The following is a 15,468-nucleotide window of genomic DNA, read 5'->3' as shown; positions in this document are numbered from 1 at the left end:
CATCCTATCTCTTGTTATGAATCCAGTATATACTTCATGCAAAGAAGAGCAAGCCTTGGAGTAGGCTTGCTCTTCTGCTGTCCTTAATGGACGTATCTTATTGGGCTTCCTGCGAAACCGCTGTAGGTACTGTATTATCTTTGGTCTTGGACAGGAAAATATTCAGAATAATAGCGGTCAACGAACCGGACACGATGCCGTTCTGCAACAGCATTTTCGCAAACTCAGGCAGTTGATCGAACATAGCCGGCAGCGTAGCCGAACCGAGACCCACTGCAATACTGCACGCAGCAATCAGCAGGTTACCGTCCTTGCGCAGATCAACTTCCGACAGAATCGACATCCCGGAGGCAGCTACAGAGCCAAACATCACGATCATGGCTCCGCCAAGCACTGCACTAGGAATGACGGTAGTCAGTGCAGCAAGCTTAGGCAGCAGACCAAGTACGACCATAATTCCACCTGCGGCAAAGATAACATTGCGTGTCTTCACGCGAGTCAGCGAGATCAATCCGACATTCTGGGAGAAGGCGGTGTACGGGAAGGCGTTGAAGATCCCGCCCAGCATAATCGCCAAGCCTTCGGAACGCAGTCCGTTTACAATTTGCTTCTGCTCTACTTTCTGCTCCGTCGCACGGCCTACAGCAAAGTAGACGCCTGTAGACTCTACCATACTAACGATGTTCACGATAATCATAGTCACGATCGCCGTCAGATTGAACTCCGGCCAGCCGAAGTAGAACGGCTGGGCAATGCTCACCCAAGAGGCTTCGCTTACGGAGGAGAAATGCACGATCCCCATACCGTAACCAATGGCCGTACCAACAACCAGGCCAACTAGCACGGATACGGAGCGGAGAAAGCCGGTCGCCAGACGATTGACGATCAGAATTACAAGCAGGGTAATCAGAGCCAGCAGCAAATTGCGTGGCTGTCCAAAGTCAGGACTGCCTTGGCCGCCAGCTACGTTGTTCATAGCTACCGGAATTAACGAAAGACCGATGATCGTCACTACAGAGCCGGTAACGATGGTTGGGAAGAACTTCAGCAGCTTGCCATATAAGGGAGCTGCCAGCACAACGAATATGCCCGAGATAATAATTGCTCCGTAGGCCGTCGCCAGATTACTAGAGAGCGAGATCGCAATGATCGGACCTACTGCCGTAAAGGTACAACCAAGAATGACTGGCAGACGGCTGCCGAAATACTTAGTGCCCATGACCTGCAGCAGTGTTGCCAGCCCGCAGGTGAACAGATCGGCGGCGATCAGATACGCCATCTGTGTATTGTTAAGCCCCAGCGCGCCTCCCACAATCAGCGGGACAATGACCGCGCCGGCGTACATCGCCAGTACATGCTGCAGCCCGAGTGTGAATACCTTTTGTTTGCTTAACATCCTGCACTCTCCTTCATTAATTGTGATTCTACCTTCGAATCATTGTCTATAAAATGAATCTCCCCTGGTGCCATGGAAGAGATCCGGGCCAAGGAATGAACGTTGATGCCCCGCTGCTCCAGCAGCCCGCGTCCTTCCTGGAAGCTCTTCTCAATCACACAGCCTACGCCGAGCAGTTCTGCGCCCGCTTCCTCGATAATATCAGCCAGCCCCACCAGCGCTGCGCCAGTAGCCAGAAAGTCATCGACAACGAGTACCTTATCGGCGGACCCCAGATATTTTTGCGAAATGCTAATCTGATAATCTTCCTGACGGGTGAAGGAATGTACAGGCGCGGAATATACCGCTTCGGAAAGAGTGACTGCCTTTCTTTTCTTGGCATAGATGAATGGAACGCCCAGTGCAATCCCCGCAGCCATGGCAAACTGAATGCCGCTAGCTTCCACCGTGAGTATTTTTGTAATTGGCAGGTGACCGAAAATCCTCTTAAACTCTTGCCCGATCGCCAGTGCCAGCTCCGTATCGACCTGATGGTTCAGAAATGAATCTACCTTCAGCACCTTGTCCGATAGAATCAAGCCCTCTTGTCTAATGCGTTCCTCTAGTACCTTCATAATGAAAATTCGTCGCCCCTTCTCTTGTTGAAAAATAAAAAAGGACAGACTCCTTGAGCGGTTCCTCTCAAGTGAATCTGTCCTTCTGGGTTTTTGTCCCTGGGTGGTGTAACACATTATAGTGTCCGCATCGCTTGGACCAGCCCTTCTCTGCCATAGCAGCAGAAGCGGAACCCTAGATGCGCTACTTCACTCATAGTCGGACAATTACATTGGTCATCCGGTAGAAACTTATGGGCCATATCCCCATGATTATATGAGTTTTTATGAATATTCCGATTGAATACTTTGTATATCTTACACGGTCAGCTCAGGTGTTACAAGCAAAATTTTAAGGGTGTTTCTCCCTGTCTTCATGAAATAAACCATTTCATCCATTTCGCGAAACGCCGCCATCCCCGTGCCCTTAAAACAAAACTCCCGGAGCTCTGATCCAGAGTCACCGGGAGTAGGCTATACCATTTTAATTTCGAGCAATTCGTACTTGATGACACCAGCAGGTGCATTGACGTGGATAACATCACCAATTTTCTTCCCCAGCAATTCCTTGCCCAGGGGACTCTCATAGGACAGCTTGTTATCCAGCACATCTGCTTCGGCTGGGCCTACGATCTTATAGTCGATTTTCTCCGCATATTCAATATCGTTCAATGTAACCGTCGCCCCTACACTAACCACGGAGAGATCCACACTGCTCTCATCCACGATCCGGGCCTTGGTCAGCATCTTCTCCAGAATCATGATCCGGGTCTCCATGAACGACTGGTCTTCCTTCGCAGAGTGGTATTCACTGTTCTCTTTCAAGTCCCCGTAGCTGATTGCCAGCTTCAGACGTGCGGCCAGTTCCTTCCGCTTGACGGTCTTCAGGTCTCTGAGCTCATCTTCCAGCTTGGCCAACCCTTCTTTAGTTAACAATACTTCTTCATTGGACATATTCTACAACTCCTATTTGGCTTGCCTTTATTGTAGTGTAACCTATATTGAGCGAACTTGCGAAAAGAAAACGCTATACCGGGATGATAATCTAATATTTCCAATCCTGACGAGAAATTTCCGTCTGCCGGAAAGAATGAAATTACTGTACCATAGTTATATGAGTGTTCCCCGTTTCCAGGGTATATGCCTCAAAAAATGACTACAGTAAGGAGTATGGCAAGTGAAACTCAAACCGGCTGAAAGCAAGCTCAAGAAATTTCAAGGATGGCTGCTTATTGCACTTATTCTGTCGCTGCTCACCCCTATTCCTTTCTCCTCAAAGGCTCAAGCTATTACAGCATCTGGTTCAGAAGCTCCCCAGTATGATGTCGTTGTGATTGGAAGCGAAATTCAAGGCGTCCTGCTCGCCAGAGAGGCACGTAACCAGGGATTGAAAGTAATGATTCTAGACCCGCGCAGCCGCCCGGGCGGCGAGTTACTCCAAGGCCAGATGTTTTTCCTGGATGATGTGAACGACAACAGCAAGAGGAATCTGGTTCAAGGCGAGATCAAGAACCTGTTCAACGATTACAAGAAAGGCAAGATCCGCAAGGCAGCCGATTTCGAGCTCTATTATGAGAAGCTGGTCCAAGGTATCCCGATGCAGAGCGGAGTCACCATTGATTCGGTGTCCACCGTGAGCGGGGCCAAGGATAAGTCCCTGCAATCCCTCACCTATCGTCTAAAGAACGGCTCCAAAACAACCGTCACCTCCAGATACTGGGTGGAAAATACAGATTTCAATGCCCTGTCCGGTAAGCTGAACGGCAAGCGCATTCCGGGAATGGAGACCATCTATAACGGTAAGAAACCAGATTACATGGCCGCCACCTATATGCTGAACTTTAAGAATGTGGACTGGGGCAAGCTGCACCAGGCTGTACTGAAGGATTATCCATTAACCAACGTGGCCAAAAAATACGGTCCTAACACCTATGTAGACTGGCAGTTTGCCACCGGCTTCAGCAACATCACCAACCAGTACAAGGCCCAGAATAGCCTGTTGAAGCTGCGTGGGCTGAACGTAACCTATCAGAAGGACGGCGAAGCCATCATCAACGGTCTGCTCATTTATGATGTGGATCCTGCCGATCCCATCTCCGTACAGAGTGCAGTAGCCAAAGGCCGTGTTGAAGCACCACATATCCTGAGCTTCCTGCGTGCCAATATTCCCGGTTTCGCTAAGGCGGAGCTGAACGGCTTCCCCGACTATCTGTACATCCGCGACTATAACCGGTTCGAGACGCAATATGTGCTGGACTACCCTGATCTCATGAGCAGCAAAATGTTCTGGGATAATGTCAGCATTGGAGGCTATTCGATTGATCTGCAGGGCACTCGGACCATTCCAACCGGCATCGGATTTGGCAAGCCGGACCATTACGGTCTGCCGCTGCGTTCGTTCGAGCTGAAGTCCTATGATAACGTGCTGGTGACGGGCAAAAATGTCGGTGCTACCATCAAGGCTTATGGCAGCGCCAGAATCATGCCAACCACAGCGCTGGCGGCACAAACGATTGGAATTATTATAGGCCGGGAAAAGAATAAGCGGCTGGTTGACCTGACAGCGGCGGATTTCAAGCGAATTCATCAATACCTGGCTAAGGATTATAAAATCGTGCTCTCCTAGCAGAGCAAGGATTCAAGGTGAATCCGAGGATTGACGGATCAGGATGAAGCTGGTAGATTGAATCTAAATCATACAATTCAACTCGGAATTAATACTTTTAAGCTAAAGGGGTTGTTATCATGAATTTTGTATTTTTCTCCCCTCACTTCCCACAGAACAGCACAGAGTTTTGTTACCATCTGCACGAACAGGGAGCAACCGTGTTAGGGATTGGCGATGTCGAGTATGCCCACTTGGAGGACAAGCTGACAACCTCGCTTACAGAGTATTACAAGGTGGGTGATCTGGCGAATTATGATGAGATTCTGCGAGCCGTGGGGTACTTCACTCACAAATACGGCAAAATCGACCGCTTCGAATCCCTGAACGAATACTGGCTGGAGCAGGACGCCAGCATTCGGACTGATTTCAACATTTATGGCACCAAAACGGATTTTGTGTATAACCTAAAGCAAAAGTCCAAGATGAAAGAGTTTTTTCATAAAAGCGGTGTAAGCACCGTGCAATTCTCCACAGGAACTACCCGTACCGACATTGACCCCTTTCTTCAGACCGTCGATTTCCCTCTGGTCGTCAAACCTGACCTTGGCTCAGGTGCAAGCATGACTTACAAGATCAACAATGAAGAAGAACTGAACCGCTTCTTTGCAACCAAGCCCGCGGACGTGGCTTTTATTATCGAGGAATTCATCGACGGCATTATCCTCACTTATGATGGATTGGTTGATATTGATGGGAATGTGCGTTTCGCGACCAGCCACCGTTTTGAGCAAAGCGTCATGGACGTCGTCAACAATGATGATCATCTCTTCTACTTCTGCCTCAAGTACGTCAGTCCGGAGGTGGAACAGGCGGGTAAGAGTATTCTGAAGGCCTTCGATATTCGTGAACGCTTCTTCCATATCGAGTTGTTCAAATCGAATAAGGATGGACGAATCATTGCGCTGGAGGTCAACATGCGGCCGCCCGGAGCCTGGATGACGGATGCCATCAACTACACTCATGACATCGACATATACAAGGAATGGGCCTCCATGATTGTTAATAACGAGGTCGGCGGTCCCTATGACGGCAAATACTACACCGGTTATGCCAGCCGCAAAAATCACAAAACTTATACTTATAGCCATGAAGATATTCTGGCCGCCTTTGGCGCAAACATCGTCCATTTCAATGGGATTGAGGAAGTATTCAGCAGGGCCTCCGGGAACAGCGCCTATCAGTTCCGCGCAGAGAATCTGGATAAGATCAGACAGATTGTCCGCTATATCCAACAAGAAGAACAGGGTGTGTGAGGATGAGGATAAGCTATCATAAAGAGTACAGTCAATTTCTGAACCGCGATATGGAGTATAAAATCTATGGCCATGCCGGCAAACCTATGCTCGTATTCCCCACCTCGCTCGGCAGATTCTATCAATATGAGGACTCCGGCATGGTGAGCACGCTCCGGGAATTTATCGATGATGGTAAATTGCAGATTTGGGCCTGCGACAGCATCGATGAGGAGACTTTCTTCTCTACGCACTGGAATATCGAGGATAGAGTCGCCAGACATGAGCAATACGATAAATACATTACTCAAGAACTGGTGCCCGGCATCCTTCATCAGAGCAAGTGGAACAATGGCGGCGATGAGCAGCGCATCCTGATCTCCGGCTGCTCCATGGGCGCTTATTACAGCGGTAACTTCTTTTTCCGTTATCCGCAATATTTCGATACCTTGATCGCTCTTAGCGGGGTCTACTCCACAAGATACTTCTTTGGCGATTATGTCAGTGAGGCTGTCTATTTCAACTCACCACTGGATTATCTGCCGCAACTGGTCGATGACTATTACCTGAACCAGTACAGGCACAGCAACATCATCATTTGCTGCGGCCAGGGTGCTTATGAAGACGAGATGCTGCAGGAGACACACTTACTGCAGGATCTGCTGGAGCGCAAGCAAATCCCGGCCCGTATCGACTATTGGGGCTCGGATGTGGACCATGACTGGCCCTGGTGGAACCGGCAAATTCATCATTATGTCAGCGGCTGTCTCTAAGTCCTGCTAACGTTAAAGCGCCCCGGGCATCGTGCCCGGGGCGCTCTTTTAATTGTCTGTCGCTATGCCTTATTCTTTCGGCAGATTCTCTTTGCAGAACTGCAGCAGCTCTACTTCCTCATCTTCTTCCAGATCGAACTCCAGAAGCTGGTGAGTTGCCGTACCCAGCAGATCATAGCTTACGATGCTGGTCACTTCATCTTCAACCTTCACAATGGTCCGTGCGGAAACGCCGCCGTCCACAAACAACTCGTCATCCTCCGCGATATCCAAATGAACCATAAACTCATATCGTTTGCCGGAAATAATTCCGAACGGGTCTTTGATTTGACCCACTATGTAGCTCTTTACTGTCAACACTGATCCATCAACCTCTTTTCCTCGCAACTGCCGCGTACCTGTATCATAACCTAACATCGGCTGGGCGGCAAACGAGGTTCTGCATAAATCAGTACCTATTTCTTCCTGAGAACAGACAGTGCCTGACTTTAAACATGAAAAAAACGTCCCCGCAGGGACGTCCGCAATTCAAATTTTAGCCGGCCGCAACTGTATCCTGTGCAGACTTGCCTTCTTTGGTCTTCTTGATTTGCTTGCTGCGCAGCTGACCGCATGCAGCATCAATATCAGTTCCGTGCTCCAGACGGGTACTGACACTAACGCCCTGCTTCTTGAGTGTATCAAAAAACGCGCGCACCGTTTCCCGCTCGGGTCTCTGATACTGGCCGTGCTCATCCACAGGATTGTACGGAATCAGGTTCACGTTAACGAGCGGCTTCCGATCCCCGATTAGTTCAGTCAACTCTAACGCCTGCTCCCGCTGGTCATTAACATCCTTCAGCAGAATATACTCCAGCGTAAGTCTCCGGTTGGTCTTCTCCAGATAATAATCGATGGCAGGCATCAATTTCTCCAGCGGAATAGCGCGGTTAATCTTCATAATCCGTGTCCGCAGCTCATTGTTAGGCGCATGCAGAGATACGGCGAGGTTCACCTGAAGATTAGCGTCAGCGAACTCCCTGATCTTATCGGCCAGACCGCTTGTCGATACCGTGATGCCTTTTCCGGCAATGGCCAGCCCCTTATGGTCCTTGATGACCCCAAGGAAGTCGACCATGTTCTTGAAGTTGTCGAACGGCTCACCGATGCCCATCACAACCACATGGCTTACCCGCTCGCCTTTTCCTTTGCTATCGAGATCCAGTTGCACCTTCATAATCTGCTCCACAATCTCTCCAGCGGAAAGATCCCGGCTCTTCGCCAGTAGTCCGCTCGCGCAGAAGCTACAGCCGATATTGCAGCCCACCTGTGTAGTTACACAGACGGACAAGCCATATTTCTGCCGCATGAGCACAGTCTCGATCAGGTTGCCATCCTTCAGGCGGAACAAGAACTTGATCGTTCCATCTGTCGATTCCTGCTTCACATGCTCCTCCATCGTACGGATCACGAAGTGGTCAGCCAGCAGTGCGATACAGTCTGTATTTACATCCGTCATTTGGGCAAAGTCCGTGACCCGTTTCCGGTACAGCCATTCCCACACTTGAGTGGCCCGGAATTTCTTATGTCCATGTTCCAGCAGCCATGACGTCAGTTGTTCAAAAGTCAATCCATAAATGGATTCTTTATTCATTGGTTATCCTCTTTTCAACACATTAAAGTCCAGTCTATTCTAGCGTGTTCCAGCCAGGCTAACAATGCCTATTTATTGTCTCAAATTTTTTTTATTAAAACAAGGGCAGTAAATAAAAGCCTCAGAACTTATTAAAATGACACAAAAAACATTTATTAGAAGACTATGTAAATATAAGTATGATAAAGTATTGTAATATCTACAAGAAAAGGAGATTATTTTCGTGTCAAATCCCGTGTACGGTAAACATGCAGTGAAGCTTAAAAGCTCTGCAAAGATTGCAAGCCCGATCTGGACACTAGTTGTTGCGTTTATTTTATTTTTAGTCTGGACCCCATTTCAAATCGGTTTGTTTAATGGGAATAGGACTGACTTCGAGAAACCTCTGTATATAGCTGCCTTAATAAGCCTCTTGATGCTGCTGGGCTGGGTCGCTCTGGATGCTGCCAAATCCAAAATAACCGAGCAACGTGATCTCATCCCCTTGGCGGCTGTGCTGCTGCCGATTACGTACAACCTATCCCTATTGGTTGCCGTATCCAATTATAGAGCTATGAATATGATGTTCATCCAGAGCATGTTTGCAGCGATATTCATAATTTCAGTCTACCTGCTGAAGCAAGCACGAATTAACGTTATTATCCAGAATAGCCTTCTTACGATCGCTTATTTTATTGTAGCCTTCGGACTACTGAACTGGCTGGGAAGCTGGAAACTCGCCGGCTCGCTGGTTGGCTGGTTCTCTGGAACTGTACAAGGCGGAAGATATAACGATGCAGTGATGATCGACTCTAACGGCTTGCGGCTGACTTCCATTTTCCAATATGCCAATACATACGCAGCCTTTCTGATGGCCTTCCTCTTCGTCGCCGTATTCGCCCTCGTTCGTTCCCGAAAGAGATATGCCGGGCTGGCTCATGGATTGATGCTGGTCCCCGTTATCGTGTCCATATTGCTGACCCTATCGCGGGGCGGACTGGTCATGCTGCCGGTTGTCTTCATTCTCCTGCTTCTGTTTCTGAAGCCGTTACAGCAGATCCTGTGGATTGTACATCTTGGGATCGCCGGTGTTATCTCACTAATCATTGCTTCACCTGTCACAAACGTAGGTATTGAGCTGAATGAGCTATACACCTCTGCCGCTGCTCTAAAGGGATGGGGGTATCTGCTAGGAGGCTCACTGACCGCTGCTGTGCTAAGCTGGCTAATTCAACGTTATGCTGCACCCTGGTTAGGGAGAAAGCTGCACAGACTGGATACGCGCAAACGATCCGGACTATGGATTCCACTGGGCTCCGTACTGTTAGTAGGAATCATCGCCTTCCTTTTTATCGGCACCAGCATGAAGAACATTCTGCCGGCCAACATGGAGACGCGGCTAGAGAACATTAACTTTAATCAGCATAGTGTGCTTGAACGCATCACCTTTTATAAAGATGCTATGAAGGTGGTGAAGGACTATCCGATCCTCGGTACCGGAGGAGGAGGCTGGGCCTCACTTTATGAACATTATCAGAACAACCCCTATGTCAGTCTCCAGGTGCATAACTTTTTCCTGCAGTATCTGATAGAGGTTGGAGTTCTAGGATTTATAGTGTTTATGGGCTTTATTCTTTATATTTTCTATAAATATTTGCTCGGCTATGTGAAAAGAGAAAAAGACGAGTTCGCCAACGGCTTCTTCTATCTCATTATTGCACTGTCTATCTTGCTGCACAGTCTGCTCGACTTCAATTTAAGCTATGCCTTTATGGGCATACTGGTCTTCATCGGCCTGGCTGGAATGACCGTGGCGATGGACAGCAAGCCACTAAAGCGGAACTGGAATAAGCAATGGCTGCGCTGGGGGTATTTCTCCGTGCTTGGGACAGGCTCATTAATCCTGCTGTTCATCCTGGTCGGTTATATCGGTTCATCTAATGCGATTGCCAAAGGCAAACAGCTGCTTCGGGTCAGCCAGATGTACGAAGAAATCAAGGAGCCGTTCGTTAAGGTGCTGAATCAACGCCCTGGTCACCCAGAAGCGGCAATATATCTTTCTTCTCTCAACCAGCAGGTATTTAATCAGACGCTGAACGAGCAATTCCTTGATGAGTCCTATCAAATAGTCACACGAGCACTCAAGAAAGAGCCTTACAACAAGCAGCTACTGACTCAATTGGCCGATTACTACGACCTCAAAGGTCAAGGTGAGCTAGCCCTCGGCGTGTATCGGGATCATGCTGTTGATTTCGTCTGGGATGTTAAATGGATCGATACATTAATCAGCCGCTCTTTGGCCATGGGAGCTGAAGCCAATACATTGAGGGACGACGCTGGAAAACAGGCATATTTCAATACCGGCCTTGAAGCCTATGCCAAAGTGCTCGCTGGCGTGGAGTATTTAAAGACATTACCTCCGGAGCAGTTGCAAGGACGTCCATACTCTGTCACACCGACCATTGCATTGAATGTAGGTAAAATACAGCTGTTGACCGGTGAACCGGAAAAAGCAGAAACCACACTAGGACTTGGGTTGAATGAGAATTACGGAGATCTCTTAAACAGCAGCAATCTCTGGGAAATGGATTGGTACGGTACACTTATTAGCCGCGCCTATGATCAGGGATTAGCTGCATACAAGAGGGATGATGAAGACAGTATGGAGACTAATCTAAACTTCGGTCTTCAAGCCTACAACCAAATTGTTGCTGATCTAGATTACCAAAAGACACTTCCTCCTGAGGAGCTACAGGGGAAACCGCTAGCTATTCCTCCCACTATTACGCTGAATATCGGCAAAATGAAAATGATTAACGGGAAGTTGCAGGATGCAGCCGCTACTTTGAAATCGGGTCTGACCGAAGATTACAGTGACACTACAAATCGTGAAATGGCCCGCTGGTATCTTGCTGCTCTGAAAAGATCGAACGTAGATCTCGACCAAACCGTATATGACCAGCTGCTGGCAGCCGATCCTGCGGCATTGGAGCAGGTGGATACTGCTGCTGCCTTACAATTTTAGCCTTCGGCATGTCCCTAATAAATCAATAGTCTTAACAAATAGAAGCGTATCCGCTAATTCACGGATACGCTTCTTAAGTCTTGCTATTTGAATATAACAAATTTCAGATCCTTCGCTTTCAGATACTCAATAATTTCTGGCAGAGCTTCCACCGTTATTTTCTTCTCATGCATGAGAAAGATCGCTCCAGAGGGATCAACGCTATGGAAATACTGAATCAGTTCTTCCGGTGCTTTCTTCCGCCAATCCTCCGTGTCCCGGTTCCACATAAGTACCTTCATCTGCTGCTCCGCCGCCTTACGCGATACCTTGGCATCTATGGCTCCATAAGGCGGTCGGAAGAGAGAAATCGGTGCACCTGTAATCTTTTGCAGCGCTTGACTAGCTTTGGCCAGATTCGCCTTGTTCACAGCTTCACTGTTCGCCGTCAGCTTGCTATGATCCCAGGAATGATTGCCGATTGACATCCCCTTGGCCAAGGCATATCTTGCCTCATCCGGATGATGCACCGCGTTTTTCCCTATGAACAGGAAGGTCGCTTTCACGCCATGCTCCACCAGAATATCCACGATCTCTTGAGTATACTTGGATGGCCCGTCATCAAAGGACAGCGCGACATACCCTTTGGGCAGTTTAGATGTATATTTACTCTTGTCTATGACAACTTCTTCAATTGGCAGAGCCTGTTGCTGGGGCTTATGGGAGGCTTGTGGAGGAACTACAGGTTCTGCAGAGGGAGTTAGCGGAACAGTGTCGGAGACATTGTTTAGCTGAGGAAGAACAGGCGCAGGAAAGCTGGCCGTCGGCTGCTCTGCAATTTCAGAGTGTTCGAGTGCCTCTTCATTCTTGACCGAGAGTGCACGGTCTACGCTTAAGGGGGACAACAACAATAGAATACATACTAGGGCAAGCAGTACAACGGGGCCTACTCGCCGCTTTACGACGGATTTAGCTCGCTCTTTTGTAGAGTCGGCCACACTGCTCACCTGTTCACTTCGGAATAACGGCTGGTGAAGTTCGGGCACCGTCTCCTCCGCTTGGACAATACGTTCTATAGCTTTTAACTCATTCAATTGAGATACATAATACTGTGAGCAGGCAAAATACAGCGTTTCATTGAATGTGGACTTCATTCTGATGAGCGTGCTGTAATATATATTCCGAAACGGGTCCCATTTGGGGTAAAGCGACAACCTAACTCTGTCCGAGTCAAAAGGGCCCAGTGCATTCAATTGGCTATATGTATATTCATCCAGTTCAAGAATACGTATGTTATACCCATTGCCGTCCGTCAAGCCTACCTCAATCTCATAACCATCTTGTCCCTTACCAAGTGACAAGAGTTCTATCATTACCGTGCTGTCGGTTTCACTCGCGGACATGGAGCCTATACGTCCCCGTTTCCTTCTTTGCGCTCATTACCCGTGTTGCCGAAAGGTACGGACATACGGTTGGTAAAGTCGCTGATCATACTTGAGAGGTAGGTTTTTTCTTGCCGCACGGTGTCGTATTTCTGCTTCAGATGAGCATTCTCTGTTTCCAGACGCCCGATCTTTTCTTCCAGCTCATTCATTTTCTTGAGCTTTTCCGCATGTGCTTCATTGTGCTTCTGCACTAGATTCACATATTTCTGTTGCTCCAGATCGATGCTATTCTTGAGTTCGTCAATTTCGGTAGACAAGGACGCCTGAAGCTCCCGGTAATCTTCCAGTACCTGATCAACCTTCAGATTCTTTTCGATCAGCTTCTTTTCCAGCTCCATAACATTCTTTTCTCTCTCGTCGATGACCTTGCTGAGATTCTTAATATCACGGTTGAGCCGTTCCACGTGCCCGTTCGTATGCGTAAGGCGGTCCTGAAGCTCATGTATGTTCGTCTCAGCATGCTGTCTGGCCTGAATCATCTGCTCCACGGCAAAAATCAAATCAAGCGATTTCTTATCGAGCTGCGCTTTACCTGTCGAAATCATGCCCACAGGCTGCTCTAAGACATCCACGATCTCTGTTTCGATTTCAGGCTCCTCAGAAATTTGCATCTTTTGAACCATATTTGGCCTCTGCTGCTTATCGGCTGTTTCTTTCTTTTTAAAAAAGGGAGAAATCATCTATTCCAATCACCTCAATTATAAATGTCAAAATATGTCGACCCTTTACGAGTCTATTATAGTTTAATTGTTCAGGTGATTAGTGAGCCTTTATATCTAACTTTGTCATTTGTTACTTAAGACCTATTTTATTGAGTTAAGGATTTCACTGTCCTTCTCTAGGCCCTCCTCCCTATAAAAAAAGAAGCACCCTTTCGGGTGCCTTGGAGTGAATCATTATTTAAATTGTTCTGGGAACTGCTTAATAATGCCCCCGCTTAAAATGTCAGCCAGCATAAGCATATGCTGCAGATTCTTGTCGAAAACAGCAATATCCGTGTCCCAGTTCTTGCCGAGCCTTGCTACCACTTCTTCCGTAACATATTGAAGATGGGTATACAGCATCTCCTTCAGCTCTTTCTCCGACCAATTCGGATTGAGACTGCTGAGGAATTTGGCAATATCGTCGGCATTTCGGTGCCACTCTTTGTTGTATTTTTCCAGATCGGCCCCATTGCCAGCCTTTGCAGCCTCAAGAACTTTGCCGGCCAGCAGGATATGTTCCTTCAGCAACTTAGCCAGCTTATTGCCTGCTGCCTCTCCATAGAAAGGCTTGATGGCATCTCCGATATCCTGCTGGTTCTTCAGCAGTCTATCCAATGTCTTATCCTTATCTTCAAGGCCTGCCAAAGCACTGACAATATAGCTTCTTGTCCAGAGGACGTGATCGCTCCACAGCTTTCTGAGGTCTTCTTTAAGTTTAACCTGCGCAGGACTCACACACTGCTTGCCCACGCGAGCAGACACGCTTTCTGAAGCTTGAGCTGCTTGAACTGATGCCGGGGTCACGCTGATTGTAACGAATGCGCACAGCAATATTAGCTTTAACCATCTACTCATGTAATATCTTCTCCTTTAAGCTGCAAATTGAATATCGTGTAATAGTGTAGACTAACCCGCTTATTTCATTCATCGTTTCAGATTCAGGTCCTTTCATCGGCCGCGGCTTCCCCCTATAATGGTTGTGAATATAGCCAAGGAGGGCTCCTATGCTTGAGAATCAGGAAGTGGTTATCGGAATAGATGGGGGAGGTACCCATACTCGGGTAATGGTCAGTAGCCTGGATGGGCGTATTCTCTCTTATATCGAGAGCGGGGCAGCATGGGTACATAAAGATATGCAGGCCACACACAATGTGAAACAGGGAATACACGAGGCTTTACAAGTAGCAGGCAAGACACTGGGCGATGTGAGCGGGCTTGCTGCCGGCATTGCTGGCTATGATTCAGAAGAGGATCTGGAATGGGTGAAAGCGCTAACTGATGTGGAAGGACTGAACTGCCCGAAGTGGCATTACAATGATGCGGTCGCTGCACATTACGGAGCACTTCTCACGAAGCCTGGCATCGTTGCCCTCTCCGGTACAGGGTCAATCATAGTCGCATTGAAGGAAGACGGACAGCTTATCAGAAATTATGATTTCCATCATTACACGAGAAGTGGCGCACGCTTTCTGGCTTACGATGCCGTATATGAAGTGCTGGCGGGGCATTCGGATGAGACAGATCAGGAACTGATCGGGGATATGCTCTGTCACTGGGACGTAAGCACGATTCAGGAGCTGTGGCAGCTCGGCCAAAGGGGATTTACCACAGACAGTAGAGACCGGGATCGCAAATTCGAGCGGTTCACACCCTGTATCACTGAAGCAGCCTCCAAGGGGAGTTGCCTGGCGGGACGGGTATCAGACCGGGCGATCTATCAGTTGAAGGTGGGCATAGAACTGGTGGCTCCATATCTGACAAGCGATACCGTTCCGGTCGCGTTCATTGGGAGCGTGATTAACAGTAGCTATTTCAAAGACAAGTTGTCGGTACTACTGGGCAATGGCCACAATAAAGTCTTTTCCATCGTAGAGCCGCGCTTCACCCCTGTCACGGGGTCCGTGCTATACGCGATCAGCCGGGTATCCGGCGACGGCATACAGGAGCGCCTGCTTTGTAATTTGGAAAAAAGTGTCCACACCCGGCCTTGACGGACACCTGAAAGGGGTCTTTATTGCGTGCGGAGCACCAGCAGTGCCTT

At 48.3% G+C, this 15,468-nt stretch carries 13 protein-coding genes and 1 riboswitch; of the genes, 5 read left to right on the top strand and 8 right to left on the bottom strand.

Translation table 11 applies throughout. The features are described 5' to 3' along the window. Positions 1–97: 97 nt before the first annotated feature. The 3 genes from ACFVU8_RS18175 to greA all read right to left on the bottom strand — a co-directional run bounded on the left by ACFVU8_RS18175 (position 98) and on the right by greA (position 2,943). Complete coding sequence (locus ACFVU8_RS18175) at positions 98–1,396, bottom strand: nucleobase:cation symporter-2 family protein (protein ID WP_387429072.1); 1,299 nt, start codon at positions 1,394–1,396, stop codon at positions 98–100. Continuing rightward, positions 1,390–2,010, bottom strand: a complete 621-nt coding sequence (locus tag ACFVU8_RS18170; RefSeq protein WP_379466578.1) for a xanthine phosphoribosyltransferase — start codon at positions 2,008–2,010, stop codon at positions 1,390–1,392. The genes ACFVU8_RS18175 and ACFVU8_RS18170 overlap by 7 nt, the downstream gene beginning before the upstream one ends. Before the next feature lie 176 nt (positions 2,011–2,186). Then, positions 2,187–2,290: riboswitch (purine riboswitch) on the bottom strand. A gap of 173 nt (positions 2,291–2,463) precedes the next feature. Continuing rightward, the gene (gene greA, locus ACFVU8_RS18165) at positions 2,464–2,943 is read right to left on the bottom strand and encodes a transcription elongation factor GreA (protein ID WP_175373389.1); all 480 of its coding nucleotides are present in this window, start codon (positions 2,941–2,943) and stop codon (positions 2,464–2,466) included. 223 nt (positions 2,944–3,166) lie between these two features. Between greA and ACFVU8_RS18160 the strand changes: the two genes are divergently transcribed. From ACFVU8_RS18160 to ACFVU8_RS18150, 3 genes are all read left to right on the top strand, one after another. Beyond that, positions 3,167–4,615 carry an FAD-dependent oxidoreductase gene (locus tag ACFVU8_RS18160; protein ID WP_387429069.1) on the top strand — a complete coding sequence of 483 codons (1,449 nt, stop codon included), beginning with the start codon at positions 3,167–3,169 and terminating at the stop codon, positions 4,613–4,615. Positions 4,616–4,734: 119 nt separating this feature from the next. Beyond that, positions 4,735–5,910, top strand: coding sequence for an ATP-grasp domain-containing protein (locus ACFVU8_RS18155; protein ID WP_387429066.1), 1,176 nt, complete (start codon positions 4,735–4,737; stop codon positions 5,908–5,910). Between the two features lie 2 nt (positions 5,911–5,912). Next, positions 5,913–6,662 carry an esterase family protein gene (locus tag ACFVU8_RS18150; protein WP_387429064.1) on the top strand — a complete coding sequence of 250 codons (750 nt, stop codon included), beginning with the start codon at positions 5,913–5,915 and terminating at the stop codon, positions 6,660–6,662. Between the two features lie 69 nt (positions 6,663–6,731). Here ACFVU8_RS18150 and ACFVU8_RS18145 read toward each other — a convergent pair whose 3' ends face one another. Together ACFVU8_RS18145 and rlmN are read right to left on the bottom strand one after the other, a co-directional pair. Further along, positions 6,732–7,022, bottom strand: coding sequence for a DUF6509 family protein (locus tag ACFVU8_RS18145; protein ID WP_387429061.1), 291 nt, complete (start codon positions 7,020–7,022; stop codon positions 6,732–6,734). A 175-nt stretch (positions 7,023–7,197) separates the two neighbouring features. Next, positions 7,198–8,295: a dual-specificity RNA methyltransferase RlmN gene (rlmN, locus tag ACFVU8_RS18140; RefSeq protein ID WP_175373394.1), complete on the bottom strand. Its 1,098-nt coding sequence runs from the start codon at positions 8,293–8,295 to the stop codon at positions 7,198–7,200. 223 nt (positions 8,296–8,518) lie between these two features. Here rlmN and ACFVU8_RS18135 point away from each other — a divergent pair, with 223 nt between their 5' ends. Continuing rightward, a complete protein-coding gene (locus ACFVU8_RS18135; RefSeq protein WP_387429059.1) occupies positions 8,519–11,299 on the top strand; it encodes an O-antigen ligase family protein in 2,781 nt (926 codons plus the stop codon). 83 nt (positions 11,300–11,382) lie between these two features. Here ACFVU8_RS18135 and ACFVU8_RS18130 read toward each other — a convergent pair whose 3' ends face one another. The 3 genes from ACFVU8_RS18130 to ACFVU8_RS18120 form a co-directional block, all read right to left on the bottom strand. Continuing rightward, a complete protein-coding gene (locus tag ACFVU8_RS18130) occupies positions 11,383–12,681 on the bottom strand; it encodes a polysaccharide deacetylase family protein (RefSeq protein ID WP_379466585.1) in 1,299 nt (432 codons plus the stop codon). A 5-nt stretch (positions 12,682–12,686) separates the two neighbouring features. Further along, positions 12,687–13,346 carry a hypothetical protein gene (locus ACFVU8_RS18125; RefSeq protein WP_379466586.1) on the bottom strand — a complete coding sequence of 220 codons (660 nt, stop codon included), beginning with the start codon at positions 13,344–13,346 and terminating at the stop codon, positions 12,687–12,689. Between the two features lie 273 nt (positions 13,347–13,619). Next, positions 13,620–14,282, bottom strand: coding sequence for a glycosyltransferase (locus ACFVU8_RS18120; protein WP_379466587.1), 663 nt, complete (start codon positions 14,280–14,282; stop codon positions 13,620–13,622). Positions 14,283–14,431: 149 nt separating this feature from the next. Between ACFVU8_RS18120 and ACFVU8_RS18115 the strand changes: the two genes are divergently transcribed. Then, positions 14,432–15,418 (top strand): BadF/BadG/BcrA/BcrD ATPase family protein, encoded by a 987-nt coding sequence (locus ACFVU8_RS18115; protein ID WP_379466588.1) that lies wholly within the window; start codon positions 14,432–14,434, stop codon positions 15,416–15,418. Positions 15,419–15,468 lie beyond the last annotated feature (50 nt).

This window comes from Paenibacillus sp. NPDC058177 (assembly GCF_042883835.1).
Taxonomy (GTDB): Bacteria; Bacillota; Bacilli; order Paenibacillales; family Paenibacillaceae; genus Paenibacillus_AQ; species Paenibacillus_AQ agri.
Note: the sequence above shows the minus strand (reverse complement) of the source record. Positions and strands in the feature narration are given on the sequence as shown.